The sequence below is a fragment of the Agrobacterium tumefaciens genome, assembly GCF_031801495.1.
In the GTDB taxonomy this organism is placed as follows: domain Bacteria; phylum Pseudomonadota; class Alphaproteobacteria; order Rhizobiales; family Rhizobiaceae; genus Agrobacterium; species Agrobacterium tumefaciens_K.
Map to the genome: position 1 here is coordinate 1,837,180 of NZ_JAOEGC010000001.1, position 25,359 is coordinate 1,862,538.

Annotated in this window: 17 protein-coding genes; 11 read left to right on the plus strand and 6 right to left on the minus strand. The window is 59.4% G+C overall.

The window, feature by feature from the left end:
• The 3 genes from N7578_RS08545 to N7578_RS08555 form a co-directional block, all read right to left on the minus strand.
• Complete coding sequence (locus tag N7578_RS08545; RefSeq protein ID WP_311109844.1) at positions 1-2,199, minus strand: type I secretion system permease/ATPase; 2,199 nt, start codon at positions 2,197-2,199, stop codon at positions 1-3.
• A 77-nt stretch (positions 2,200-2,276) separates the two neighbouring features.
• Entirely contained in the window at positions 2,277-4,298 is a 2,022-nt protein-coding gene (locus N7578_RS08550; RefSeq protein ID WP_311109845.1) for a hypothetical protein, read from the minus strand.
• Positions 4,299-4,456: 158 nt separating this feature from the next.
• Complete coding sequence (locus N7578_RS08555; RefSeq protein WP_311109846.1) at positions 4,457-5,413, minus strand: fibrinogen-binding protein; 957 nt, start codon at positions 5,411-5,413, stop codon at positions 4,457-4,459.
• An 889-nt stretch (positions 5,414-6,302) separates the two neighbouring features.
• On the opposite strand from N7578_RS08555, the gene N7578_RS08560 reads away from it, so the two are divergent.
• A complete protein-coding gene (locus N7578_RS08560) occupies positions 6,303-7,082 on the plus strand; it encodes a LuxR C-terminal-related transcriptional regulator (protein ID WP_422646677.1) in 780 nt (259 codons plus the stop codon).
• Between the two features lie 70 nt (positions 7,083-7,152).
• Here N7578_RS08560 and N7578_RS08565 read toward each other — a convergent pair whose 3' ends face one another.
• Complete coding sequence (locus tag N7578_RS08565; protein WP_311109848.1) at positions 7,153-7,500, minus strand: hypothetical protein; 348 nt, start codon at positions 7,498-7,500, stop codon at positions 7,153-7,155.
• Positions 7,501-7,894: 394 nt separating this feature from the next.
• Here N7578_RS08565 and N7578_RS08570 point away from each other — a divergent pair, with 394 nt between their 5' ends.
• The 5 genes from N7578_RS08570 to N7578_RS08590 are packed head-to-tail and all read left to right on the plus strand — an operon-like array spanning position 7,895 to position 13,330.
• Complete coding sequence (locus tag N7578_RS08570; RefSeq protein ID WP_311109849.1) at positions 7,895-8,917, plus strand: UDP-glucuronic acid decarboxylase family protein; 1,023 nt, start codon at positions 7,895-7,897, stop codon at positions 8,915-8,917.
• A gap of 1 nt (position 8,918) precedes the next feature.
• Complete coding sequence (gene galE / locus N7578_RS08575; RefSeq protein WP_311109850.1) at positions 8,919-9,902, plus strand: UDP-glucose 4-epimerase GalE; 984 nt, start codon at positions 8,919-8,921, stop codon at positions 9,900-9,902.
• Positions 9,899-11,830 (plus strand): glycosyltransferase family 2 protein, encoded by a 1,932-nt coding sequence (locus N7578_RS08580; protein WP_422646678.1) that lies wholly within the window; start codon positions 9,899-9,901, stop codon positions 11,828-11,830. Before galE ends, N7578_RS08580 begins: the two co-directional genes overlap by 4 nt.
• A 15-nt stretch (positions 11,831-11,845) precedes the next feature.
• Positions 11,846-12,352, plus strand: coding sequence for a DUF995 domain-containing protein (locus N7578_RS08585; RefSeq protein WP_311109851.1), 507 nt, complete (start codon positions 11,846-11,848; stop codon positions 12,350-12,352).
• A 12-nt stretch (positions 12,353-12,364) separates the two neighbouring features.
• Complete coding sequence (locus tag N7578_RS08590) at positions 12,365-13,330, plus strand: glycoside hydrolase family 26 protein (RefSeq protein WP_311109852.1); 966 nt, start codon at positions 12,365-12,367, stop codon at positions 13,328-13,330.
• Positions 13,331-13,523: 193 nt separating this feature from the next.
• Here the strand turns inward: N7578_RS08590 and N7578_RS08595 are convergent, their stop codons facing one another.
• Positions 13,524-14,711 carry an AGE family epimerase/isomerase gene (locus N7578_RS08595; RefSeq protein ID WP_311109853.1) on the minus strand — a complete coding sequence of 396 codons (1,188 nt, stop codon included), beginning with the start codon at positions 14,709-14,711 and terminating at the stop codon, positions 13,524-13,526.
• A gap of 338 nt (positions 14,712-15,049) precedes the next feature.
• Here N7578_RS08595 and bcsN point away from each other — a divergent pair, with 338 nt between their 5' ends.
• From bcsN to N7578_RS08620, 5 genes are all read left to right on the plus strand, one after another.
• A complete protein-coding gene (gene bcsN / locus N7578_RS08600; RefSeq protein WP_422646679.1) occupies positions 15,050-16,033 on the plus strand; it encodes a cellulose biosynthesis protein BcsN in 984 nt (327 codons plus the stop codon).
• An 88-nt stretch (positions 16,034-16,121) separates the two neighbouring features.
• Complete coding sequence (gene bcsA / locus N7578_RS08605) at positions 16,122-18,317, plus strand: UDP-forming cellulose synthase catalytic subunit (protein ID WP_311109855.1); 2,196 nt, start codon at positions 16,122-16,124, stop codon at positions 18,315-18,317.
• Positions 18,317-20,743 (plus strand): cellulose biosynthesis cyclic di-GMP-binding regulatory protein BcsB, encoded by a 2,427-nt coding sequence (locus N7578_RS08610; protein ID WP_311110094.1) that lies wholly within the window; start codon positions 18,317-18,319, stop codon positions 20,741-20,743. Before bcsA ends, N7578_RS08610 begins: the two co-directional genes overlap by 1 nt.
• Complete coding sequence (locus N7578_RS08615; protein WP_311109856.1) at positions 20,743-21,798, plus strand: glycosyl hydrolase family 8; 1,056 nt, start codon at positions 20,743-20,745, stop codon at positions 21,796-21,798. The genes N7578_RS08610 and N7578_RS08615 overlap by 1 nt, the downstream gene beginning before the upstream one ends.
• On the plus strand, positions 21,795-24,131 hold the full coding sequence (locus tag N7578_RS08620; protein WP_311109857.1) for a cellulose synthase: 2,337 nt from the start codon (positions 21,795-21,797) through the stop codon (positions 24,129-24,131). Before N7578_RS08615 ends, N7578_RS08620 begins: the two co-directional genes overlap by 4 nt.
• A 69-nt stretch (positions 24,132-24,200) precedes the next feature.
• Here N7578_RS08620 and N7578_RS08625 read toward each other — a convergent pair whose 3' ends face one another.
• Positions 24,201-25,355: an amidohydrolase gene (locus N7578_RS08625; protein WP_311109858.1), complete on the minus strand. Its 1,155-nt coding sequence runs from the start codon at positions 25,353-25,355 to the stop codon at positions 24,201-24,203.
• Positions 25,356-25,359 lie beyond the last annotated feature (4 nt).

Genomic DNA, 25,359 nt, shown 5'->3' on the forward strand with positions numbered 1-25,359 from the left:
TCAACCTTCGATCTGCTGGGACGGTTTGTCCTGACGGCCATTATTGCCCGACAGAGCCTGCAGGACTTCCATTCGTTCGCCAAACATGGCGACCGTTCCGTCTTTGAGCACCATGATCTTGTCGACACATTGCAGAAGTGCAGGGCGCTGCGTGATGGTGACGGTGGTGATGCCCTGTTTCTTGGCGTGCAGCAGCGCCTTTGCCAGCGCCTGTTCGCCATGCGTATCGAGATTGGAGTTCGGCTCGTCCAGAACGACGAATTTCGGATCGCCGAAGAAAGCGCGGGCAAGCGCGATGCGCTGTTTCTGACCGCCGGAAAGAGGCGCGCCATCGGCGGCCACGACCGTCTCATAGCCCTGCGGGAAACCTGCGATCAGCTCATGCACGTCGGCGAGAACGGCGGCTTCATAGATCTGCCGGTCCTCCACGTCGTCGCGCATGCGGCAGATGTTGGCCTTGATGGTGCCGGGGAAAAGCTGCACGTCCTGCGGCAGATAACCGATGCTTTCACCGAACTGGCGCTGGTCCCAGTTGCGCAGGTCCATCAGGTCAAGGCGCACGTTGCCGGAGGTGGGCAGGATGGAGCCGACCAGCATCTTGCCGAGCGTCGTCTTGCCGGAACCGGAGTTGCCGATGATGGCCAGCGATTCGCCTTTTTTCAGCGAGAAGGAAATGCCGTTTAGGATGACCTTCTTCTGTGGAGGGGGAACGAACAGCACGCGCTCGACATCAAGCCTGCCTTCGGGGTTGGGAAGACGCAGGCGCGGGAAGTTCAGCGGCGAGTTCACGAGCAGCTGTTTGATGCGGCCATAGGCTGTCGCCGACTTGTTGAACTGATGCCAGCCTTCGATCGCGCCTTCGATCGGTGCAAGCGCACGACCGGATATGATCGAGGCGGCGATGACCATGCCGCCCGTGAGTTCGCCCGACAGCGACAGATGCGCACCCCAGCCGAGCAGCGAAACCTGGGTGATCATGCGTGCGGCTTTGGATACGCCGGAGAACATTATGTTGCGGTCCTGCGCGGCAACGTGCGATTTCAGCGAACCTGCCGTTTCGCGACCCCACATCTTCACGGCTTCCGGGATCATGGCCAGCGCATTGATGATCTGCGAGTTGCGCGACATGGAATCCAGATGGAAGTTGGCGCGGCTCAAGTAACCATTGGCTTCTGCGAAAGGCCGCGCGGTAAAGCGCTGGTTCAGCCAGGCGATGATGAACAGCACCGCGCAGCAGACCATGATGATGATGCCGAGATGCGGGTGGACGAGATAGACGACCACCACGAACAGCGGCATCAGCGGCGCATCGAGAAAGGCGATCAGCGTGCCGGACGTCAGGAACGAGCGGAGCTGCTGGAGGTCCTGAAGCGTCTGATAGTCCTTGCCGGTACCGTGGAGGGATGCGCGCGCGGCAGCTGACAGGATCGGCGCCCCGAGCTGGACCTCCAGCTCGACGGCGGTGCGCATCAGGATGAAGCGGCGGATTGCGTCCATGAACGCCTGCAGCAGAACAGCGCCGACGACGGCGACGGTCAGCATGACCAGAGTGTCCATGGAACGGCTTGTCAGAACGCGGTCGGAAATCTGGAACAGGTAAAGCGGAATGGCCAGAAGCAGGACGTTGATGGCGACGGTGAACAGCATCACGATCACCATGTTGCGGCGAACCGCGGCGATACCCTTGTGAAGACTGAGTGCAAAGTTGACCGGTTCGCTGCGCTTGTGAAAGCCGCTGCGGTTTTCACCACCGCCGCCGCCACCACCGCCGCCCTTGTCTTCCGGGGGCTGACCGTTGCCGCCACCGCCCGTGACGGGGCGGCGCTCGTTTTCGCGGATAGGTCCGTTATTGTTGTCGATGGTTTTTGCGAAAGGCAGGTCCGGCGCCGACTTCAGCGTCCCGGCATCGACCTTTGCTTGGGGGGCAGGCTGTGGGGCGGGTTGAGGCTTGCCGGTCTCAGGCCTGGCATCATGAGAAACATCGCGTGCTTCAGGCTGGGGGGCTTTCGTGGGAGCAGCTGCCGGCTCGGAAGACTGGGCTTCGATGACCTTTTCCGTCCTGTCCGCGCCGGAGAGCTGGCGCAGATTCTCAACGGCGTCGTTGATTGCCGAAATGCAGGCTTCCGTCAGCTTGCTGTCCTCGGCGTCTGGGTCCAGCGGCAGTCCCACGGCAATGGTTTTTCTTGGTAGATGATCCATTTTTCCCGGTTCCCTGAGCTTTTTTCTTTATGATTCCGTTTTTCCCGGAATGCGTCTCGCGCCTTTGTCATTCCCGTTCAGGCGGTAACAGCCTGCATGACGTCGGCGGGATGGGCATTCGACCATGACAGGTCATGCCCGGCATTGATGACCCCATCGGACTCATCAGCCGCAGTTGCGGGATCGTCGTGAAGAAAAGCGATGACCTCGTTTGCCAGCTGGGTGGTCGGATGCGGCTGAGACGTATCATTTTCAATAATGCCGCCCTGAATGAGGATCGCGTCGGAATAGACGCCACCGGCGACATAGGTGGTGTTGCCGAAGCTGTCGTAATCAATGATCTGCGCAATATTGACGACGGCATTGCTGCCGGTATCGATGTGCACCGTGGCGTCCTGATTGTTCGCGAGAACGGTGGCCGCGGCCTGCGTGACGTCGTCGGAATCGCCCAGTACGGCGACCTGCTTGATGAAGCTGACGTCGTAGAGATTGCCGGTAATGTAAAGGACGTTAAGTCCTTCATATCCCGCGAAATTTGCATCATGCGCCAGGCCGTCTGGCATGTTCGGGTCACGCTCGTTGATAGCGTTGACCGTCTGCACGACGTAATCCGGCATCGTTTCGAAACGGCCATCGCTGCCGACGTTGTGGATCGAGGCATCGTTCCACAGCAGGTTGTTGCCGGATTGCACGGTGGCGCCATCCGGTGCGCCCTCGTTGGCACGAACCCAGTCGTTGTCATAAAGCACGGCGATCTGGCTGATTATGTTCATGTCCAGCACATGGCCGCCGACGATGATGAGATCGTACTGCATGCCGATGCCGAGGAAGTTGGCGATGTTGAGTACAGCGTTGCCGCCCGTCAGCAGGCTGATGCTGACTCCCGATGTCGTGATCGTCATCGTGTCGTTGTCACTGACGAACTGGTACTGCTCGGTCCAGTGGACGAAGGAGACATCGCCTTCCAGAACGCTGACCCGCCAGGCGGTGGGGAAGATTGGCGTTTCGCCGGTTTCCTGGCTGCTGTCGCCGGTATCTTCTGCACTCGGATAGACGCTGCGCTCGAAGCTTGCGATGTTGTAAGCTGCGGTTGCCGCCTGATCCTCGGAATGCGAGAAGACGGAGCCGATTTCGTCACGGTCGCTGTAGATGAATGCCTGGGTGATGGCGTCGATCTGGTGATAGTCGCCCATGACGGCAGTGACGGATGTCATGACGCCGGTATTGATGACGCTGACGATATTGGCGACCACATTCGCGCCGGCTGCCACGTCGACACTGTTGCCTGCCGGGTCATCCTGATGCAGCGAAACGTCGCTCTTTTCCGGGTCTTCCGGTGGCTTGGCGATGCCGCGATCAGGCATCACGTCGTCGAGTGCCGGTTTTTCATCGACGAGTTCGCCATTGATATAGGTGCCGCTGATGCTGTTGCCTGCCAGGACGAAATCCTGATCCGCATCCGTGCCGAGCGAAGTGACATCATTCTCGCGGGCATCGTCGATATAGTCGTGTGCGGTTTTGGCGAGCGCCTGCAGCGTGTCGTAGGTGTCGGTCCGCTGGAAAGTCGAGAAGGGCGTAAAAATTGACGCCTCGTTATAGAACTCCACGGTGCGCTCGGTCACGAACGTCGTATCGCGGCCGACATTCGGGCCGTCCGTCATGTTCAGATAGTCGTCATCCTGAAGCAGGTTGACCTGCGAGACGTGCGCGATGACCGAACCGGGGCCGGCATGGACGACGAGTTCCTGCTCCTGATCGAACGAAAGACGACCGGGGAAGCGGAAATTTGCAACGGAAATGTCGGCCGGTATGGAATCGGCGAGTTTTTCCAGATCGTATTCGACCATGCGAGCGAAGTGGGGCCGCATATATTCGAGGTCGTGATAGCCGGCGTGGTATTTTACGCCGGGATCGTAGTCTGCGAGCTTGAGGTCGTAGTCTCTGTCCGGTACTGCGTTCAATTCGGAAATCGGCAGCTTGTTCACATCCGCCGGTGCGTGGCCTTCGGCATATTTGCTTCTCAAACGTGCCTCTTCCATCTCCATGTCGAAAAGACCGATGAAGTGGGCAATGATGTCTGAAATTCTGTCGACATGCATGGCGGATCCCTCCCTGACCGCTGCGGTCGGGACCGGAGGGGGCGCCTGCCTCGCTTGTTCACAGATGAAGAAGCGTTGCTGATTACAGGCACCCGGTCGTCAAACCGCAAGCTGCACCGGCGAATGCCGGTGCAGCTCTTTTCGTGAAGAGATGGTGATCAGGAGTCTTCGCCGACGTCCGACACACTCGAGTTGCCGCCGGTGATCGAAACGTCCACCGCATTGGAGAGCATGTTGGCGCCCTGTACCAGTTCCAAATGGAAGCCGGAGTTTGCAAGGATCGCCGATGCGTCTGCAGTGCTTGTACCCGCGACGTCGTCGCCTGCCTTGAGGTCCCAACCCTTGCCGTCGATGCCTTCTGCGCCATAAGCGTCACCGGCATCGGCCTTGAGGTGGTTCTCGGCACCGTCGTTGTTCATCTTCACATCCCAGGCCTTGTCCTGGTCCGCGAGATGATTGGCCTGAACGAGGCTGAATCCGGTGTCGTTGCCGTCACCGCCCAGCGCGCCGTTGAGGATGTTGTCGACGTTGAGGGTAAAGGAGAAGTCGTCGCCGAGGTTGAAGGTGAGATCGCCACCCGCGACACCGAGATTGCCGACATCCTTGACATGATCGATGTTACCGAAGTCGTCATCCGACTTGTAGAAGCTGTCTGCAGAGGACGAGTTGTAGCTTCCAGTGGTCGTTTCAGTCTTGGTGGTCGTATCGTCGTCGGAGTAGGAGAAGGTCTTGGTATCCGTTTCCGTCGTCGTCTTGATGTTGGTGTCGTCATCGCTGTACGACTTCGAGTCATAGCTCCAGTCGTAGTCGCTCTTGATGTCGGTGCTGGTTTTCACCGTGGTGTCGTTGTCGTTCACCGTCTTGGTGTCGTTGTCAGTCAACGATACGTTGTCGCGATTATCGCCATTGCCGATCGCGACATCGATCTTGGCGTCAACATCAACCTTGGTTTCGGTGCTGTTGTCGCTGTAGTCGTTGTTGCGGTTTTCGCCGTTCGCGGTGCCGACGTTGCTGTCGTCAACCTTGGCGTCATTGGTCGATGTGTTCGCGAAGCCTTCGGACAGCGCGCCGATCTTAGTGATGTCGTCGCCCGCAGGCTGAGGGTTGTAACCCATTTCGATTCCTCCGAAAAAAGCTCGGAGCAGCTTTCGAAATCCCTCTCATCTTGTATGGGATTTTATCGCGCTTGCTCCGTCGTTGCACAATTTTGCAGACATACGCGGTACGTTTTATCTGCGGTTTGATGGTGCCCGTTGCCGGGTTCTCTTCGTTGAGTTGCCTGTGCACCACTCGATACAAAGGCGCACAAATCCGTTCCGTGCTTTGCAAAAAAGCCGGACGGCATTCTTTATTTTTTCATGTGCATGTTTGCTGAGAATGATCCGGCGGTATCAAACACACGTCAGCGCCGGAGATGCTTTTCAGCAGTTGCCACTGGTGGGCGACGGCTGGACTTTGCAGCAGAAGAAGCCCGGTTCCTAGATATCAATTCGGGCTAAACTGAACGGGCTCATTGCTCCCCAGGGGTGCCGGGTGGGCTGAAAACGGCACTTCAAGACCGTTTCGAAACACAAATATATGCGGCTGTACCCCGCAAAAGCGGGAGTTTCAGTTGTTATGGTTTATTTTAGGGGGCCGATGCCCGGCATCCCATTTTGGCACATATATGTATGTTTCCATGCGAAAACATATCAACTAAAGGTTTTATTTTTGAAAACTCCAAAACCTTTGATGACGTTTTTCTAATGTATTTGTCGGATTAATATTGAAGTTATGCAGGTTATTATCCGCCTGTAACCAATTTTGTATGCCGTTTGAAATAAATAACCCGTTTGGGCCATTTATTTACACTGCTTTTCGTATTAGCCTAATTAACGGGTAATTAATGATAGTTGACATGCCATATTTGGGGGCGGGGGTCTCCGAGTTCATCGACTGCCAAGCACGCAAGAAAAGCCAAATAAGAAAAAGAAAGTAACGCGTAAGCGCTTTAGGGAGACGTTAATGTTCATGGGATCGTCAAATTTCGCAGCTGCCAAGCAAAACAATGTAACCACGCCCAAAAGTGGAACTCTCCTGGTCATCGCGGAAGCGGACCTGTTTTCCGAGTGTCTCGTGGAGGCGTTAGGCAAGAAGTTTCCGGGATATGCGGTGGTGAGCCTGAGCTCATCGGCCGCGATCCGGGAAAGCTACGACTCCGATGTCCGGCTGGTATTGCCCTATCGCATATCCACCGGGCGTCTTCAGACCATTCTCGAGGAGGTCCGGGACAAGCATCCCGATGCACCCATCGCGCTGGTCGTTGAAAGTGTCGACAGATTTGAGGATCACATTAGGCAACTTGTCGGCATGCGGATCATCGACGGTATACTGCCACTCAACCTGCGGCTCGACGTTTTCATGGCTGCGGTCGATCTTCTGATGAAGGGCGGCGAGCATTTCCCGGCGGCCCTTCTTGGCAGACTGACGCCTCATCATGGCGCCGTGCATGGGGATGACGTCAAATCCGGCAGCGTGATCGCCAATCGCGCCGATGCTCTTGCCGCCAGCAAAAGCGAAACATCGTCGCTCACAACCCGTGAGGTCCAGATTCTCGATCTTTTGTGCAAGGGCACCCAGAACAAGATCATCGCCGACAGGCTTCACCTGTCCGAAAACACCGTGAAGGTCCACGTTCGCAATATATATAAGAAGATGAACGTGCGGAACCGGACCGAAGCGGCATCACGCTTCTTCAACAAGGATGACGATGCGGGTCAGTCGGGTGGTCGCTGGAAGAACTGAGCGGGCGGTTCTTTGCATCTCTTATAAGAAGATGCGGGGACACGCCCATCAGCTTCACGAGTTCACACCATCAGGGCCGTAGGAAGCAGCGCGACTTCTGACCGAAGCCGCTCGGCGAGCATATATAGGGCGAGGAGCCGGAATAGGTGGGGCGTGACGCCTCGGGCGAGGCGGAGGCATCCGCGACAAGCACCGGATTGGCTTTCACCGACTTCTGATATCCGTAGGATGTCTTGACGGGTTCAACACTGGTCTTGACCGTGGTCGTGTCGGCAGTCGCGGTTCTGGCGAACACGCTATCCTCGACGATGGAACACGAAGCGGTTGCAAGAGCGACTGCTACGAGCGCAGAGGCGGTCAGTACCGGATTACGGCGTACGGTATTCCCTGCATGGAAATAAGACTTTTCATTCATCATGCATGTCCCCTGAAGTTCAGCGCTCTCATCATTCCGCCGGTCGGTTCCCCTCGGCGAAGTCTGGCTTGCAACGCCAGACTACCCCCGATCTATGGAGTGAAGCTTGTGCTAATGCTTAATAAGAAAGGCATAATGGAGGCATAGTTAAAAAGGATTAAATAAGACGTAGATTTTGGGGTTTTACAATAATCAATTGTAATATTCTGAAAAAATCACGTTGACCGATTGCATGATGAGCATATCATCAAAGTTGAAATCTACCGAATGCCAAGACATTTTCCTCCACAATAAGTAAAAATCGGAGGGATATAGTCTGGAATATCTCGAAGCATGAATTTTGAACGAAGCTCTATGAATCAGTGCACCTGATTCATCACGGGGAGGAGTGTGTGTAATGCGTAATTTCGTTCCCAACGATCACGACAACGGTGCCACAATATATTCCGACTGGCGCCCTGGCCAACGCGTTCTTGTCAACGGGGGCGCCGGTTTTCTAGGCTCCCATCTTTGCGAACGTCTTTTGAGCTCGGGTCATGAGGTGATCTGTCTTGATGATTTTTCCACCGGGCGTGCTGAAAATGTCGAGCATTTACAGTCGAATACCCGGTTTCTGATGGTCAAGCACGACGTCCGTCAACCTTATGATATCGATGTGTCGCTGATCTTCAATTTCGCCTCGCCAGCCTCGCCGCCGGACTATCAGCGCGATCCTGTCGGCACGCTGCTGACGAATGTGCTGGGGGCGGTCAATGTTCTGGAAGTGGCCCGCCGTTGCGGCGCGACCGTCGTGCAGTCCTCGACTTCGGAGGTCTACGGCGATCCGCTGGTCAATCCGCAGCCGGAAACCTACTTCGGCAACGTGAATACCATCGGGCCTCGCGCCTGCTATGACGAAGGCAAACGCAGTGCAGAAACATTGTTTTTCGACTACCACAGGTTTTATGGTGTCGATATCAAGGTTGGACGCATCTTCAATACCTACGGGCCGCGCATGCGCCCCGATGACGGGCGCGTCGTTTCCAATTTCATCGTTCAGGCTCTGAAGGGCGAAGACATCACCATTTATGGTGATGGCCGTCAGACGCGCTCGTTCTGCTATGTTGATGACCTGATCGACGGCTTCCTGCGCTTTTCCACCAAGTCGAGAGATTGCATCGGTCCGATCAATCTTGGTAATCCGACGGAAATTCCGGTGCGCGAACTGGCAGACATCGTCATTCGCATGACGAACTCAAGCTCGAGGATCGTGCACCTGGCAGCCGCCATCGACGATCCGCAGCAACGTCGTCCGGACATCTCCAGAGCCAACGAGCAGCTGAGATGGCAGCCGCGGGTGCCGCTCGAAATCGGCCTCCAAAAGACCATCGTCTACTTCGATGCGCTGCTGACAGGCAAGAAAATTGCGGAGGCCGTATGATATGGCCCGCACGATCCTCGTCACGGGCGGGGCCGGATTTATAGGCAGCCATATCTGCAAGGCATTGGCGCACTCCGGCTTCAAGCCCATTGCATACGACAATCTTTCGACAGGTCATTCGGACTCCGTTCGCTGGGGTCCGCTGATCGAGGGCGACATCCTCGACCGCAGCATGCTGAAGGCTACGCTGCAGGAATTCGATCCGTCCTTCGTGATCCACTGTGCAGCCAATGCCTATGTGGGTGAGTCCGTCGAAAACCCGCGCAAATATTATCGTAATAACGTAGCAGGCAGCCTGTCGCTTCTGGATGCCTGCCTCGACCACAACATTGGCGGACTGGTGTTCTCTTCCAGTTGCGCCACCTACGGTGTGCCGCATCAGTTGCCGATCCGCGAGGAAACGGCGCAGATTCCGGTCAATCCTTACGGTCGCACCAAGCTGATCTTCGAGATGGCGCTGGACGACTATGCCGCCGCCTATGGCATGCGGTTCGTCGCGCTTCGCTATTTCAACGCGGCGGGGGCTGACCCGGATGGCGAACTCTGCGAACGCCACGAGCCGGAAACGCATCTTATCCCCCGTGCCTTGATGGCGGCGTCGAACCGCCTGCCGCAACTTGATGTTTTCGGCACGGATTACGATACGACGGATGGCACCTGCATCCGCGACTACATCCATGTCAGCGATCTGGCCGATGCTCACGTTGCCGCCGTCAACTATCTTCTCGAAGGCGGGGAGACGCTGCGCGTCAATCTCGGCTCGGGTCATGGAACCTCGATCAACGATATCGTCATGGCGATCCATCGCGTGACCGGGCAGGAAGTGCCGATCCACTACGGAGCGCGGCGTGCCGGGGATCCGCCGGCGCTGTTTGCCGATATCGAAAGGGCGAGGGAAGCACTCGGCTTCGAGCCGAAGCGTTCCGACATCGACACGATCATCCGCACGGCAGGTCCAGGCTTCGGGCTGGAGGTGCTGTCATGACGACCCCCGGTAATCCTTTCCCTGTCCGCAAGCATGCCGCCGTGGCACGTGCGCTGACGGTCCCTCTCTTTACCGGCTGGAACCGGACGGCCTACTGGCTCGGTATCGGTGGCTGGATGGTGACGCTCGTGTATTTCTGGGCCTGGTGGCTCGGCCGCGACATGGTGACGGAATGGCCGTATTACACGGTCGTGACGGTGACGCTGGCCTGGGTCACGCTGATGCCGTCCTACTTCATCTTCATCTTTCTCAATGCCCGCATGGTCAATCCCGAAGTACCCTTGCCGGAGGGGCGGATCGCCATGGTCGTCACCAAGGCGCCTTCAGAACCCTTCGCGGTGGTTCGCAAGACGCTGCTGGCCATGCTGGAGCAGAAGGGGCTGGAGTATGACGTCTGGCTGGCGGATGAGGATCCGAGCGCAGAAACGCTGAAATGGTGCGGCGCGCATGGCGTGTTCGTTTCGACCCGCAAAGGCGTGGCCGATTACCACCGCAAGACTTGGCCGCGCCGGACGCGCTGCAAGGAAGGCAACCTTGCCTATTTCTACGATCGTTACGGTTACGAGCGTTACGATTTCGTCGCTCAGTTCGATGCAGACCATGTGCCGGAGCCGACCTATCTGCGCGAAATCATGCGGCCGTTTTCAGATCCAGCGGTGGGCTATGTGTCTGCGCCGAGCATCTGCGACGCCAATGCGCATGAAAGCTGGGCTGCGCGCGGCCGGCTCTACGCAGAGGCAACCCTTCATGGTGCCCTGCAGGTGGGGTACAACAATGGCTGGGCGCCACTATGCATCGGTTCGCACTACGCCGTGCGAACAAAGGCGCTGAAGCAGATCGGTGGACTGGGGCCGGAACTTGCCGAGGACCATTCCACAACGCTTCTGATGAACGCTGGCGGATGGCGCGGTGTGCACGCGGTTGATGCCATCGCCCATGGCGACGGACCGGCGACATTCGCCGATCTGATCGTGCAGGAGTTCCAATGGTCGCGAAGCCTGATGACCATTCTGCTCCAATATTCAAAGCATTATGTACCGAACCTGCCAGCGAAGCTGAAGTTCCAGTTCCTGTTTTCGCAGTTCTGGTATCCGTTGTTTTCTGGCTTCATGGCGGTGATGTTCGCCCTGCCGGTTGTGGCGCTTGTGACGGGCCGGGTGCTGGTCAACGCCTCATATCCGGCATTTCTGCTGCATTTCCTGCCGATGTCGCTGTTCATGATCCTGTTTGCGTTTTTCTGGCGATCGACAGGCGCGCTCCGTCCGCATGACGCCAAACTCTTCAGCTGGGAAGCCGTGGTCTTTCTGTTCCTGCGCTGGCCATGGTCGTTGATGGGCGTGTTTGCGGCGATCCGCGACTCGATCCGTGGCGACTTCGTGGACTTTCGCATCACGCCGAAGGGGGCGGGCGAAAAGCCGCCTTTGCCGATCCGGGTCGTTGCTCCCTACATGGTGATGGCTGCGCTGAGCCTCGTTGCCATGGCTGCCGCACCGCATGATGGCCATGCCCAGGGCTTCTACATCTTCACTGCCATCAATGTGGCGATCTATGGCGGATTGTCGGTGTTCGTGCTGATACGGCACACCATTGAGAACGGGGTACCGCGACAGGGCAGGGGCAGGCATGGCGCACTTGCGGCTGCTGCCTGTTCGGTCCTGCTTGTCGCCGCCGGTACGGCCGAACTGAGGCCGCATGCCCTCGGCGCGTTAGAGGCTCTGTCGTACGGACAGCCCTACGTCACCTTCACCGAAACACGCTTTACCGTGGCGGGTGCGGGCACCGAGGGAGCGAGATCGCTGCATCTGAAATTGCAGATCAATCTGCCAGGGCGTGCGCAACGGCTGGAGACCCAGGCGGAACCCGCTCCGCCGCCGCCCACGACTGCATTCCAGGAAATCATGCTCGCCGACAATAGGGTCAGGCGATAGAAGGAGGAGGCTGTAATGAAAAAAACAACAACAAGCAGATGCGGATTCTCCGCTTTCGTACTCTGCCTTGCGGTGATCGCGCCAAACGCTGTCCTCGCCGCAGGCGGCACGAAGACGCCGAAATCGCTGCGGACCAGCGAAGTCGTGGACATGTTCTACAACAGGACATGGAAATGGGATTCGGGTGGTGGCCGGTTCATCGCGGATGGCCGCAAATTTATCGCCGCGACCGAGGAAAAAGGCCAGAAATCCATCGGCGAAGGCCGCTGGACGGTGGATTCCAAGGGGACGCTTTGCATGCGCGCGACATGGAAAAGCGATGCTGGCAAAGGCAAAGCCGACACCTGTTTCGACCATGCCCGCATCGGCAAGGTGATCTATCAACGCAAACAGGGTGGCGACTGGTATGTGTTCCGTCACGACCCGCCGCGTCCCACCGATGAATACTCGAAACTCGTTCGAAAGGACGAGGTTACCGCGCAGGTCGCCGCCTATGGTCAGGCGATGACTGTGAAGAAGTAGGGAGCAAGTGTCATGCAGATAACAAGAAGAAAATTACTGTTTGCGGGTGGCGCTGCTGCGGCGTTCACGGCTGGCATGTATCCCGTGCTCAAGCTCTCCGCTCAGGGTGCCGCCCCCATGGCGGCGACGGGAATGAACACGATTGCCGACAAACGGCCTGTCCTGCACGCCGATGGCATTCGCTTCGGGGCATACGATCCGCATGGCGATTTCACCAGCCAGAAAGGTGTCGCGACCGAAGCGCTCTTCCTGCCGTGGGAAGACGTCGACCTCGATAGCCTGAAGCTGGCGGATGCCTATGCCATGGAACGTGGACGCAACGTGCTGATCACGGTCGAGCCATGGTCATGGGATGCCAACCGGCGGCTAAGCTCCGACGAGCTGCGACGCAAGGTGCTGAGAGGAGACTATGACCAGAACATGCTGGCGATTGCCACACGCATGGCGGAGATGAAAAGCCCTCTGATACTCCGCTGGGCACAGGAAATGGAGGATATATCCGGCCGTTTCACCTGGTCCGGTTGGGCGCCCCAGGACTACATCGCCGCCTACCGGCGTATGGTGGATCTGACCCGCAAAGCGGTGCCAGGTGTGAAGGTCATGTGGTCGCCGAAGGGCATGGACGGCTTGCGCGTCTATTATCCTGGCGACAGCTACGCAGATCTGGTGGGCCTCTCGGTCTTCGGTTTCGAAGACTACGACAGAATAGAATATGGCGGGCCACAGAAATTTGCCGATCTTCTGCGCAAGGGCTATGGACTTGTGGAGAGCTTCAACAAACCGGTGTGGGTTGCCGAACTCGGATATGAAGGCGGCGATTCCTATGTCCGTCCGTGGATGGACGACGTGACGCTGAAACAGGCGGATTTTCCGAAGCTGGAGCAGGTCGTCTACTTCAACGATCAGGAGGTCCATCCATGGCCACATAATCTCGGCAGGCCGCAATGGCGTGTCGTGCGGGCTCCGCGTCGCGTGTGACCATATCGCAGCAGTTTCGGCGACCCTTAGAGCAGAAAACCGTGCACCTTTACCGGTGCACGGTGCTCTATGTCTGACTTGCTCTACCATCGTGAACTTCCGACAACCCGTGTCCGATTTCCCGGCCCATGCGTAGATGCAAGGTTTTAGGGTCATATCCCCCGAACATTGATTGACCCCGGGGTCGCCGCTTTTATCCCGCGCTGGATGCCAGCACGTCTTCCGCCTCATAGATGGCGCAGACGATATGATAGAAGGTGCTGGCCGGTGCCGGCTCGTCGATCATCGGCTTCTCGGCCGGCCACTTGTCGAACCACAGACCCTTGACCGGCGTGTCGAGGAACGGCTGCAATGCGCCAATGGCCCGGACGCCCGACGCCAGATAGCGCTGCCGCTCCTCGCCAATGGTGACGCTTGCGAGCCGTACGGCGGCTTTCAGCCATTCGGTCTGCGGCCAAAGCCGCGCCAGTCCGTCATGGACGGAGAAATCGTCGTAGAGGCTCATGATCGCCACCTTGCGGCGCGCACAGATGCCGTATTCCTCACCGATCTGGAACAGGCGCTTTGCTTTTGCGATCGCATCCGAATTCCCGCGCAGGCTGCCCCAGCGGACCAGAAGCCACGCCCATTCGAACTGGTGACCGGGTTCCATGATGCGGCCCTTGTCGCCCGGATAGGGTTTCCAGTCGTGGTCGAAGAACTCACGCAGCCCGCCGTTTTCGCTATCGATGAAACGGTGCATCGCGAGCATCGCGATCTCGTCGGCAAGCGCCGCCCACGGCCCTTCCGGGTCTTGGGCTTCCCACGCCAGCATCGCCTCGAAGAGGTGCATGTGCGGGTTGGAGCACAGCGGCGTGCGTGGCGGGTTGGCCTCCTCGAAGCCGGTGACAGGGTGCTTGTAATCCCGCTTCAGGATGGAGAGGATATCGAGTGCACGCGTGCGCATCTCGTCACGACGCGCAGGGATGGTCGCCGACGCCTGAGCCGCGGCGAAAAGCGCGAAAGCCTGATTATAGAGATCGAAGGTGGGATCGATCAGTTTACCGGTCTGGTCGGCGAGATTGCCGTAGAGGCCGTTATCCAGCCGGTACACCCTGTCGAACCAGGTAAGGCCGTGGTTGACGGCCGCCTGCCAGGGGCCGTTCCAGCCCTTTTGGCCGGCCGCTGCGAAACAGTAGGCCTGACGCGGCTGCACGCGCGAACGGCGGTTGTCGGCGAAGATCGGTTTCGCATCCTGCCCAACGCGTTCGTAAAACCCGCCATCGGGCTTGGCCGCTCCAACTTGCCACCACAGCGGAAGTGCATCTTCGTCAAGCCATCGACGCAGGACACGCACCTGATCGGCCAGTTCGTGCGCGATACTCGGGAACTGAACTGTCATGGGTTTAACTCTCTGTTTTTACGTTTAAAAAGAGAAATCGGTCAATCAAAATGGATTTATCTGCCGAGAAGTAGACCATGGGCGATATTGCGCTGCAACCTCAAAATTTACCGATCCTTAATACAGCCAACCGTTTGCTTGGCAACATGGTTCCATGAGTAATGCAGTTGTGGTGGGTTTTGATTCACGCGCGGCTTTATGTATGTCGAAAAATTGCAACCTAAAATTTGATATTGCTAATTCATTATCCTCACGTATTTCGTAGGAATGGTCTGGTCTTATTTGATTCGGTCTTCCTTTAACCTGTGCGGGCAATGGGTGGACAAAGGGGAAGGGCAGTGAGATTTTCTGCCTTTGCTTCATTGCTGTTTTCTGTTGCGGTGCTTTCCGGCTGCAATACTCCTGCGGGCGTTCGGTCGTTCGGGGGCGCTCAGATGCTGTCGTCCTCAGAAGCGCTGGTTTTCCCACCGGCAGGCGGTCCCGAAATCGTCACCGTCATCGGCCGAACCTACTCCAACGCGGCTGAACAGAAGATCATCCTGCGCTCCGCCGCGGCGACGCCCGGTCAGAACTACTTCAAGGCGGAGTTCTTCGGGCCGCAGAAATCCGAGGATACCGGTGGGGATGCGCTGCCTTTCGGCGGTTTCCGTACGGCAATGGTCGCACGCGAGATCCGCTCTGAGTTTCCGGGACTGAACATCGCCATGTCGGCTGCCTATCTGCAGAACAGCTACGGCGCGTTTTCCTATGCCGCCGGGCGCGGACGCGGCGCCGACACGTGCCTTTATGGCTGGCAGGACATCCGCTCGCCCGAAAGCATGCGGCAGGATTTTCGCAATCTCGGGCGGATCAAGATCCGGCTGCGTCTCTGCGAGCCGGATGCGAGCGTCGAGCGCCTGCTGAACGTCATGTATAATTACACGATTACCGGTTCCTATGCGTCGTCCAGCTGGAATCCGTACGGCACGCCCCAGCGCGTCGACCCGAACCTCGGCCGTCCCGGTCACCCCGTTTATCCGTTGAGGTCGGCCGATGTGCCGATGCGTCCGGGGCAGGAGGTAACGGCTTCCGTCCCTGCCGTGCGCCGCGCCGTGGCCAGAACCGTGCCGGCGCAGGCTGAGGTGCAGCAGCCTCTGCCGCCGGTGGCGCCCGTCAGCATACCATCGCCCCTGCCCGCAGGCGCATCCGGCCAGCAGATCAGCCCGGTGCCGGGTAGCCAGACACAGAATGCGGTGCAGACGCCTTCACAGGTCCAGCAGGTCGTCATTCCGTCTCCCGCCTGCCTGACCGGCTCCGGCAGCAGGGGATGCGGACAGCCATAAGAACGCAGGCCGGAAGCGGCGTGCAAGCAAACATGAAAACAGGACCGGACCGGCATATCGGTCATGGAAACGAGCGGAAAGTTTCTGGATGAACAAGGCCATTACGATCATTGTCTGGTTGCTCGTGTCGCTTTGCGTTCTGGCCATCATCACGATGCCGGTCAGCCTCCAGACGCATCTGGTCGCGACGGCGATCTCGCTTGTTCTTCTCGCAACGATAAAGTCGTTCAACGGACAGGGTGCCTGGCGGCTGATCGCGCTCGGTTTCGGCACGGCGGTTGTCCTGCGTTACGTCTACTGGCGCACGACAAGCACCCTGCCGCCCGTCAATCAGCTGGAAAATTTCATACCCGGCTTCCTGCTCTATCTGGCGGAAATGTATAGCGTGATGATGCTCGGCCTGAGCCTTGTCATTGTCTCGATGCCGCTGCCATCCCGCAAGACACGGCCGGGGTCCGCCGATTACCGCCCGACGGTCGATGTTTTCGTGCCGACCTACAACGAGGACGCCGAGCTTCTGGCCAACACGCTGGCCGCTGCCAAGAATATGGATTATCCGGCTGACAGGTTCACCGTCTGGCTGCTGGATGACGGCGGCACCGTGCAGAAGCGCAATGCAGCCAGCATTCCCGATGCGCAGGCCGCGCAGCGCCGCCATGAGGAGCTGCAGAAGCTCTGTGCGGATCTGGACGTGCGTTACCTGACACGCGAGCGCAACGTTCACGCCAAGGCGGGTAACCTCAACAACGGACTGGAGCATTCGACCGGCGAGCTTATCACGGTGTTCGATGCCGACCACGCGCCGGCAAGGGACTTCCTGCTTGAGACGGTTGGTTATTTCGAGGAAGATCCGCGCCTCTTTCTCGTGCAGACGCCGCATTTCTTCGTCAATCCCGATCCCATCGAGCGCAATCTGCGCACCTTCGAAACGATGCCGAGCGAGAACGAGATGTTCTACGGCATCATCCAGCGTGGCCTGGATAAGTGGAACGGAGCGTTTTTCTGCGGTTCCGCCGCGGTGCTGCGTCGTGAGGCGCTGCGGGATACAGACGGTTTCAGCGGCGTCAGCATCACAGAGGACTGCGAGACGGCGCTCGCTCTGCATTCACGCGGCTGGAATAGCGTTTATGTCGACAAACCGCTGATCGCCGGACTGCAGCCTGCGACCTTCGCAAGCTTCATCGGCCAGCGCAGCCGCTGGGCGCAGGGCATGATGCAGATCCTCATCTTCCGCCAGCCGCTTTTCCGCCGTGGCCTCTCGCTCACACAGCGACTGTGCTACATGTCCTCGACGCTGTTCTGGCTTTTCCCGTTTCCGCGCACGATCTTCCTGTTCGCGCCGCTTTTCTATCTGTTCTTCGATCTGCAGATCTTCGTGGCATCGGGTGGCGAGTTCCTCGCCTATACGGCGGCCTACATGCTGGTGAACCTGATGATGCAGAACTACCTGTACGGCAGTTTCCGCTGGCCGTGGATTTCCGAGCTTTACGAATATGTGCAGACGGTCCATCTGTTGCCCGCCGTCGTGTCGGTGATCTTCAATCCCGGAAAGCCCACCTTCAAGGTCACGGCGAAGGATGAGTCCATCGCCACGGCGCGGCTTTCGGAAATCAGCCGTCCGTTCTTCGTCATCTTCGGCGTTCTGCTGATCGCCATGCTGTTTGCGATCTGGCGCATCTACAGCGAGCCCTACAAGGCGGACGTGACGCTTGTCGTTGGGGGCTGGAACCTTCTCAATCTCATCTTCGCCGGTTGCGCGCTCGGTGTCGTGTCCGAACGTGGTGAAAAGTCCGCCTCCAGGCGTATCACCGTCAAGCGCCGCTGCGAAATCAGCCTCGATGACGGCGCAAGCTGGGTGCCGGCCTCGGTCGAGAACGTTTCGGTTCACGGCATGCTCGTCAATCTTTTCGACAGCGCTCTGAGTTCGGTCGAGAAGGGAACGCCGGGCATCATCCGCGTCAAACCGCACAGCGATGGCGTGCCCGAGACAATGCCCATCAACATCGTCCGCACGGTGAAGGGAGAGGGGTACGTCTCCATCGGCTGTACCTTCTCGCCGCAGCGTGCCGTGGATCACCGGTTGATTGCCGATCTGATCTTTGCCAATTCCGAGCAATGGAGCGAATTCCAGCGCGTTCGCCGGAAAAATCCCGGCCTCATCCGTGGAACGGCGATCTTTCTCGCCATCGCGCTGTTCCAGACGCAGCGCGGCCTGTATTATTTCATGCGCGCCATGAAGCCGGAAGCACCGGCAGAGGCCAAACCGGCTGGAGCTGCCAAATGATGAAACGGCACCTCACTGCCGGACTGCTCTGGAGCCTTGCCGCAAGCGGCGCGATTGCGCAGTCCACGCCGTTCGACATGTCGCGGGAGCGGCCAGCCGGAGCGACGAAGGCGCCTGCACCCGCTCCGGTACCGATCCCGATCCCGGTTCTGCCCCAGACACCGCAAGTCGCTCCGCCTCCGGTCGCGGTTCCGACAGCGCCGCCGCAACCCGTTCAGGCACCGGCTCCCGCTTCGGTTGCTGTGACGCCACCGGTCAGGGCTGCTTCCATGCAGGGCGGCGAAAACCGTCGTTATGTATTGCCATACGAGAAACTCACCCTTTCGGGCGAGATGGATCGCCGGCAATGGAGTTTCTATCTCACGCCGGAACAGGCGCAGGCTGCCGTTTCGCTCAACATCGGCTACCAGAATGCCGTGGTCGTTGCGCCGGAAAGCTCGAGCCTGCAGGTCAGCCTGAACAATGTGCCGCTGGAGGCGGCGCGGATCGAGGCGCCTGACGTTGAGGGAACCGTTTCCCTGAAAATTCCGCAGGGCATCTTGCAAGCCGGCTCGAACGTTCTGACGCTGGGCGCCGAGCAGCGTCATCGGACCGACTGCACGATCCAGTCGACGTACGACCTCTGGACCGAAATCGATCCGGCGCAGACCTATATTGGCTTCAATGCGAATGTCGGTGGCCGTTTCGTCAATCTGGACGATATCCAGGCGACGGGAGTGGATGCCGCTGCGACGACTTTGATAGAGATCGTTGCTCCCGGCCTTGCCAATCCTGCACTCGCAAGTTCGCTGCTGCGTCTGTCGCAGGCTCTGGCGCTGAGAACCCAGATGCCGAACCAGAACATCCGGATCGTAACGACGCTGCCCGCAGAGCGGAAAGCCGGAACGCTGGTTGTCCTCGTCGGAACGACGCGGGAACTCGCAGGCCTAGCCGGAAACCTGCCGCCGGAGGCTTCGACGGCCGCATATGCCGGTTTCGAGGATGGCGTTGCGGGCAATCTCTCGCCTCTGCTCGTCAGCGGGCCGACGGTCCAGTCTGTCGAGGCGGCAATCGAGACGCTGTTCACGTCGATGGCGCGTGCTCCGGGAACCGCGCGTGCAACACTGTCCACGAAAGCATGGCATGCGCCGGATGTGCCGCTGGTGCTCTCGGATCGCCGTATCGCGCTGTCACAGCTCGGTTTGCAAAGCAGCGAGTTTGCCGGGCGTCGTTTCCGCACCGACTTCTATGTCGGAATGCCTGCCGATTTCTATGCGTCGGCTTACGGCGAGGCGTCGCTGCTTCTGGACGCGGCCTATTCTTCGAAGGTTCTGCCGGGCAGTCACATCGATATCTACGTCAACGGCAACATTGCCTCCACCGTGCCGATCTCGAACAATGGTGGCGGCATCTTCCGTCATCTTCCGATCAAGGTGACGATGCGGCATTTCCAGCCGGGACCGAACAGGATCACGCTGGAAGCCGTGCTGATGACGGCGGAAGATCAGGCATGCGCGCCGGGAGCGCCGACGAGTTCCACGCCACGTTTCGCACTGTTCGATACTTCGGAACTGCATATTCCCGATTTTGCCCGGATTGGCCGCAAGCCCGATCTGGGGGCGATGGCTGGTACGGGAAGACCCTATCCGCGCGGCGAAACGCCGGTTGCCGTGGCGCTGGACCGTTTCGATGCCGACACCCTCTCTGCGGCCGCCACGCTTATCAGCCGGATTGCCATTGCATCCGGCCGCCCCATCGAGCTTGAGACGGTGGCATCGCCGCTGGTGATCGGCGACCGCGATGCGCTGTTCGTCGGCATGATCTCGCAACTGCCGCAGGCGCTGATAAGCCAGTTCAACCTGACACCGACAAGTCAGGTCGCATGGAAGACCGGAACCGCCGTTCAGGCTCCGGCGCAGAACAAGAACGTGCTGTTCGACGAATGGCGCGAGCGCGTCGATGGTGGCGTCTGGCAGGGGCAGGTTTCCTCCTTCGAGGAATGGCTGAAGCGGAATTTCGACCTCAGCTCTGATACCCTGCGTTTCCTGCCGTCGGCGGAGCAATCCTATTCACCGCCCGACAACGTGTCGTTCATGCTGGCGCAGGGGCTGAGCCCCTCCGGTGAAGGGGTCTGGACGCTGGCGACGGCGCCGACGGCGACGGAGCTTCGCGAAGGCATGTCGGCCATGACCCATGAGGATCGCTGGCGTCAGGTTTCCGGCCGCGTTGCCGCCTATGACGGGACCGCAGACAAAATCGATATCGTCGAGGTGGAGCGCCCGCATCTGGACATCCGCCAGCCGTTCTCCGTGTGGAACTGGAGGCTTATCGCCGCCAACTGGCTGTCCTCCAACGTCCTGTCCTATTCGCTTGCATTCATCGGCTTCGTGTCGATCCTCGGCCTTGCCACTTTCGCCATGCTGCGTCTGATGGGCCGGAGGCGATGATGAAAGCCATTCTTTCGAAATTGGCGGGTTTTCTGTGCATGTCTCTGGTCGTGCTGACGTCCGTTGCCAGCGTGGCCAGGGCCGCGTCGATCGATCCGCAGGCATGGGCTGCCTACAAGGGCGCTTTCCTTGATCCGGGCGGACGGATCATTGATACGGGCAACGGCAACATCAGCCATAGCGAGGGACAGGGCTACGGCATGTGGCTTGCCGTTCTCTCGGACAGCATGGCCGATTTCGAGCTGATATGGAGTTTCACCCGAACGGAGCTGCTCGTTCGCAACGACGGGCTTTCGGCCTGGAAGTGGGATCCCGAGGCAAAGCCGCATGTCAGCGACATCAACAATGCCACCGATGGCGACATTCTGATCGCCTATGCCCTGGCACTCGCGGCCGCGCAGTGGAACCGGGTTGATTATGCTCAGGCATCTGCGGCGATGGCGTCCGCCATCCTGAAAAACGCCGTGGTGCGCCATGGCGGAAAGACGTTGCTTCTGCCGGCCGTCAGCGGCTTCCACACAGCCGACCGTGGCGATGCCCCGGTCGTCAACCCGTCCTATCTGATCTTCGAGGCATTCCCCGTCCTGAACCTCGTGTCGCCTTCGCCGCTGTGGCAGGAACTGACGGACGAGGGTGTCGCTCAGATCGATGCCTTTGCGTTCGGGCCGCGCAAGCTGCCTGCCGACTGGGTTTCCGTGAAGACAAAGCCGCAGCCCGCGAAAGGATTCCCGGCCGAATTCGGTTATAACGCCGTGCGAATCCCGTTATATCTCGTACGGGCAAAGGAAGGCTCTCCGGAGCTGCTGGCAAGGCTCGGAAAGGGTATGACACTGGAGGACGGAGCAGCGGGAACGTTCGATCTGAAAAGCGGTGATGTGAAGGACACCCTGTCCGATCCGGGCTATCGCGTCATTTCGGCGCTTGCGGCCTGCGCGGGCGGCGGACCTGCCGTGCCCGTGGACCTGACCGGATTTCAGCCGACACTCTATTATCCATCGACGCTGCATCTTCTGGCACTGTCGTATATGGCGACGAAAAACGGGGCGTGCCGATGAACAAGCCCCTTTCTACTTTGGCTCTGATCCTGCTTCTGGTCGCTCTGGCGGCTTTCCACTGGCGTGACGAGATTCTGGGCCGGGTTTCGGATGTACACACGACGGGGGCTGTCAGTGATGGCGGTGCGGGGCAGCGTACGTCCTCCGTGGCGGCCAATCCGGCGCAGATAAGCTCGTTCCTCAAGAACCGTGAGATGGCGCAGGCCACGCCGCCCGTGACCGTGCCTGCAACGACGCCGCAGCAAGCGCAGCAGGTTGAACCCCAGCAAGCGGTGACGCAGCCAGTGCAGGCGCAGGCTGGTCAGCCAGCCCCCGCCAGGCAAAACCCCGATGTCGATCTCAGCGCCCTGCGTTATTTCGCGGCGAGAGGCGATACGCAGCGCCTGCAGGCAGAAATCGCCCGCCTTCGCATTCTCTATCCGAACTGGACGCCGCCCTCCGATCCGCTGGCGATCCCGGACAATGGCGATGCACAGCTGGACGCCCTGTGGCAGCTCTACGCCAATGGCCGTTATGCGGAAGTGCGAAAGGCCATAGCCGACCGGCAGCAGGCCGAGCCCGGCTGGCAGCCGCCCGCCAATCTGAGCGACATGCTGGTACTTGCCGAAGCGCGCCAGCGGCTCGTCAATGCCTCAGATCTCAGGCAATATGCGGTGGTGGTCGATACCGCTGCGAGCAACCCGGGCCTTCTGACATGCGGGGAAGTCGATGTCCTATGGCGTGTGGCGGAAGCCTTCGCCAGCACGGAACGGACTGATCGGGCTCGCGACGCCTATCTCTACATCCTGAACAACTGCACGACCGGCAGCGACCGTCTCGCCACCGTCCAGAAGGCATCGACGCTGCTGCCGATGGACATGATGAGCGACCTTCTCGCGACCGAGAGGGCCGGGGCTGACGGGCAGCTGGAGTTCGAGCCGATCAAGAACGATCTTGCCCGGCAGTTCGTGGCCAAAGCCGGTGAGAGCGTGCAGGCGAAAACCGGAGAGACGGCGCCGCCAGTCACCGTGCCTTCCGCCTATCTCATGCGGCTTGAGCGCCTTGCCGAAACGGACAAGCTTGCCAGTGATGCGTTGCTGCTCGGCTGGTACAATATCGGCCAGAAGAAACTGCCCGAGGCCGAAAAATGGTTCCGTCAAGCCAGGGAGGAGGAAGACAGTGCGCCTGCCTCGCAAGGTCTGGCGCTGACGCTGATTGACCGCAACGAACCGCGCGAAGCCGAAGACGTGATGTATAAGTGGCGCGGTTCTTCCGAGGATGCGCGTGCGACCTATCTTGCCGCGACCGCCAATCTGCTGGCGCTGGACCCGCCGGTCGTTCTGTCGCCGGACGTTCTGCAACGCATCGCCACCGAAACCGTGGAGCAGAAGGATGATGCGACCGCGCAGCAGTTCGGCTGGTATTCCCGCGCCTTCCGTCAGACGCCGCTTGCCCTGCAATGGTTCTCGACGGCGCTTGGCTGGAAGCCGGACGACGAGCCATCCGCCTATGGTCTGGCGTTGAGTTATCACGACATGCGCAACCTTGCGGCGCTCAGAAACCTGCAGCAGCAATGGGCTGGCCGCTCGCAGCGCATTGCGGATGTCGGCACGGCCCGCATGGTGGATCAGTCCGCTCCCCAGCTTGTGGTTCCGCAGCAGCAGGTCTCCCAGCAGGTACAGGCCCCGATGCAGACTATGGTTCCCGTTAAGACCGCGCCGCAAAACGACGTTGCTGTCACTTATGCACCCCCTGCTGCCGTTCAGAGCGCGCCCGCACCTGCTCGCAAGCAGGTTCGTGTTGCCTCGCAGGCATCGCGTCCGCGCTCCTGCGCCGTGTATCCGGATCCGCAGCGATTGCCGCCTCAGCAGGCGCTCGATCTCGGCTGGTGCCTGATGGAAGCGAACAGACCGGCCGAAGCACTCAAAGCGTTCGAATCCGCGATCGCTGGCGGCCAGTCGACGGTTCGTAGCGATGCCGCTTACGGCCAGAGCCTTGCTTATCTGCGCATGGGGCTGACCGACAACGCCGCTGTTTCAGCGACGAAGTCGACGCTCGATCATTCCAAGGCTACGGAGCTTCAGGTTGCTATCCTGACGGACCGGGCACTCGCGGCGTTCCAGTCGCGCCGTTATGCGGAGGCGCTTCTGCTTCTCGACCAGCGCGCGCGTCTTGTCGATGAGCGCAGCGACCTAATGGTCATACGCGGGTATTCCTATCTTGCCATGAACCGCTATGCGGAGGCATCCCAGATCTTTGAAAGCGTGGCATCGACCGGCAACAAGGACGCTATTCGGGGGCTGGCTGCGGTGCGCGCCGCCAATCCGAGCCGTGGCCCGGCTGGTGGCGGTTGAAGCAACTCCGGTGCCGCAATTGCATTGCCCCGGCGCTACCCGTTTTGCTGGAATTGCCTGAAGCCGAAACTATTGCTTGTCCGTCAGGTTCCGGATCGTGCGCATGAAGATACGTGCGCCGATGCCGATCAGCTCGTCGGGGAAATCATAGTCGGGATTGTGAAGGCTGGCGGAATTGCGGCCCGCGCCGAGGAAGAACATGGCGGAAGAAGAAACGGAGCGGAAGCGTCCGAAATCCTCCGAGCCACGCATCGGTAATTCTTCCGTGCCGCGGCTGATCTTTTCATCATCCAGCGCCCGGATGAGATGGGCGACGGCTTCCGACGCATTTTCGCAATGCAGGAAGATATCGTCGTAAGCCATTTCAAGAGAAAGATTTTCTTTCAATGCAACGCGGGTGGCAAGTGCCTCGGCGTCGGCACAAAGCTGCGCCATGCGATCGTCCGTCAGGGTGCGCAGCGTCGCCCATATTTCGGCGTCTGCGGGTGCAATGCCGAAGGCTGCCTCACCCATCGATGCATGGGTAATCGTGACCATGGAGAAATCCGGCTGCGGTGGATGACCTGAGCCGAGGCCGGTGAGGGCCGGCATAAGCTCGGAAATCGCCCGCATCGGAGAAATCCCGTGCTCCGGCATCGAGGCGTGGGCGGTTTTGCCCGAGAGCCTGATCTTGAGCCCTCTCGATGCACAGTTGACCGGCCCTTCGATCAGGCTGACATGGCCGAGCGGCAGACCCGGCAGATTGTGCAGCGAGAAGGAGAAATCCGGCCGCATTTCGCTGAAACGTGGATCGGCCAGAACGGCGGCAGCGCCCGCGCCGGTTTCTTCAGCCGGCTGGAAAAGCAGGATCACCCGGCCGGTTTCCGGCGGGTTGCGGGACAGGCCAAGGGCCAGTGCAGTGAGAATTGTCGAATGCCCGTCATGGCCGCACAGATGGCCGCGACCACTGATGGTGGAGGTGTATGCGACCCCGGTTTTCTCTTCGATCGGCAAGGCATCCAGTTCGGACCGGATGAGGATTGAGGGACCCTCCCTGCCGCTTTCATAGACCGCCGCCACGCCATGACCGCCAAGGGCGGTGAGAACCCGATCCGGTTTTGCCCTCTCCAGAAAACGCTGTATTCGTTGCGCCGTTTCCTTCTCTTCGCCGGAAATTTCAGGATAGCGGTGCAGTTCGCGACGCAGATCCACGAGATCGATCAGGTCCTTGTTGGTCAAAAACATCAGA

Bases quoted from the DNA above. Each gene is read 5' to 3' on its own strand.
- N7578_RS08545 (WP_311109844.1), bottom strand. From the start codon at position 2,199: ATGGATCATCTACCAAGAAAAACCATTGCCGTGGGACTGCCGCTGGAC.
- N7578_RS08550 (WP_311109845.1), bottom strand. From the start codon at position 4,298: ATGCATGTCGACAGAATTTCAGACATCATTGCCCACTTCATCGGTCTT.
- N7578_RS08555 (WP_311109846.1), bottom strand. From the start codon at position 5,413: ATGGGTTACAACCCTCAGCCTGCGGGCGACGACATCACTAAGATCGGC.
- N7578_RS08560 (WP_422646677.1), top strand. From the start codon at position 6,303: ATGTTCATGGGATCGTCAAATTTCGCAGCTGCCAAGCAAAACAATGTA.
- N7578_RS08565 (WP_311109848.1), bottom strand. From the start codon at position 7,500: ATGATGAATGAAAAGTCTTATTTCCATGCAGGGAATACCGTACGCCGT.
- N7578_RS08570 (WP_311109849.1), top strand. From the start codon at position 7,895: ATGCGTAATTTCGTTCCCAACGATCACGACAACGGTGCCACAATATAT.
- galE (WP_311109850.1), top strand. From the start codon at position 8,919: ATGGCCCGCACGATCCTCGTCACGGGCGGGGCCGGATTTATAGGCAGC.
- N7578_RS08580 (WP_422646678.1), top strand. From the start codon at position 9,899: ATGACGACCCCCGGTAATCCTTTCCCTGTCCGCAAGCATGCCGCCGTG.
- N7578_RS08585 (WP_311109851.1), top strand. From the start codon at position 11,846: ATGAAAAAAACAACAACAAGCAGATGCGGATTCTCCGCTTTCGTACTC.
- N7578_RS08590 (WP_311109852.1), top strand. From the start codon at position 12,365: ATGCAGATAACAAGAAGAAAATTACTGTTTGCGGGTGGCGCTGCTGCG.
- N7578_RS08595 (WP_311109853.1), bottom strand. From the start codon at position 14,711: ATGACAGTTCAGTTCCCGAGTATCGCGCACGAACTGGCCGATCAGGTG.
- bcsA (WP_311109855.1), top strand. From the start codon at position 16,122: ATGAACAAGGCCATTACGATCATTGTCTGGTTGCTCGTGTCGCTTTGC.
- N7578_RS08610 (WP_311110094.1), top strand. From the start codon at position 18,317: ATGAAACGGCACCTCACTGCCGGACTGCTCTGGAGCCTTGCCGCAAGC.
- N7578_RS08615 (WP_311109856.1), top strand. From the start codon at position 20,743: ATGAAAGCCATTCTTTCGAAATTGGCGGGTTTTCTGTGCATGTCTCTG.
- N7578_RS08620 (WP_311109857.1), top strand. From the start codon at position 21,795: ATGAACAAGCCCCTTTCTACTTTGGCTCTGATCCTGCTTCTGGTCGCT.
- N7578_RS08625 (WP_311109858.1), bottom strand. From the start codon at position 25,355: ATGTTTTTGACCAACAAGGACCTGATCGATCTCGTGGATCTGCGTCGC.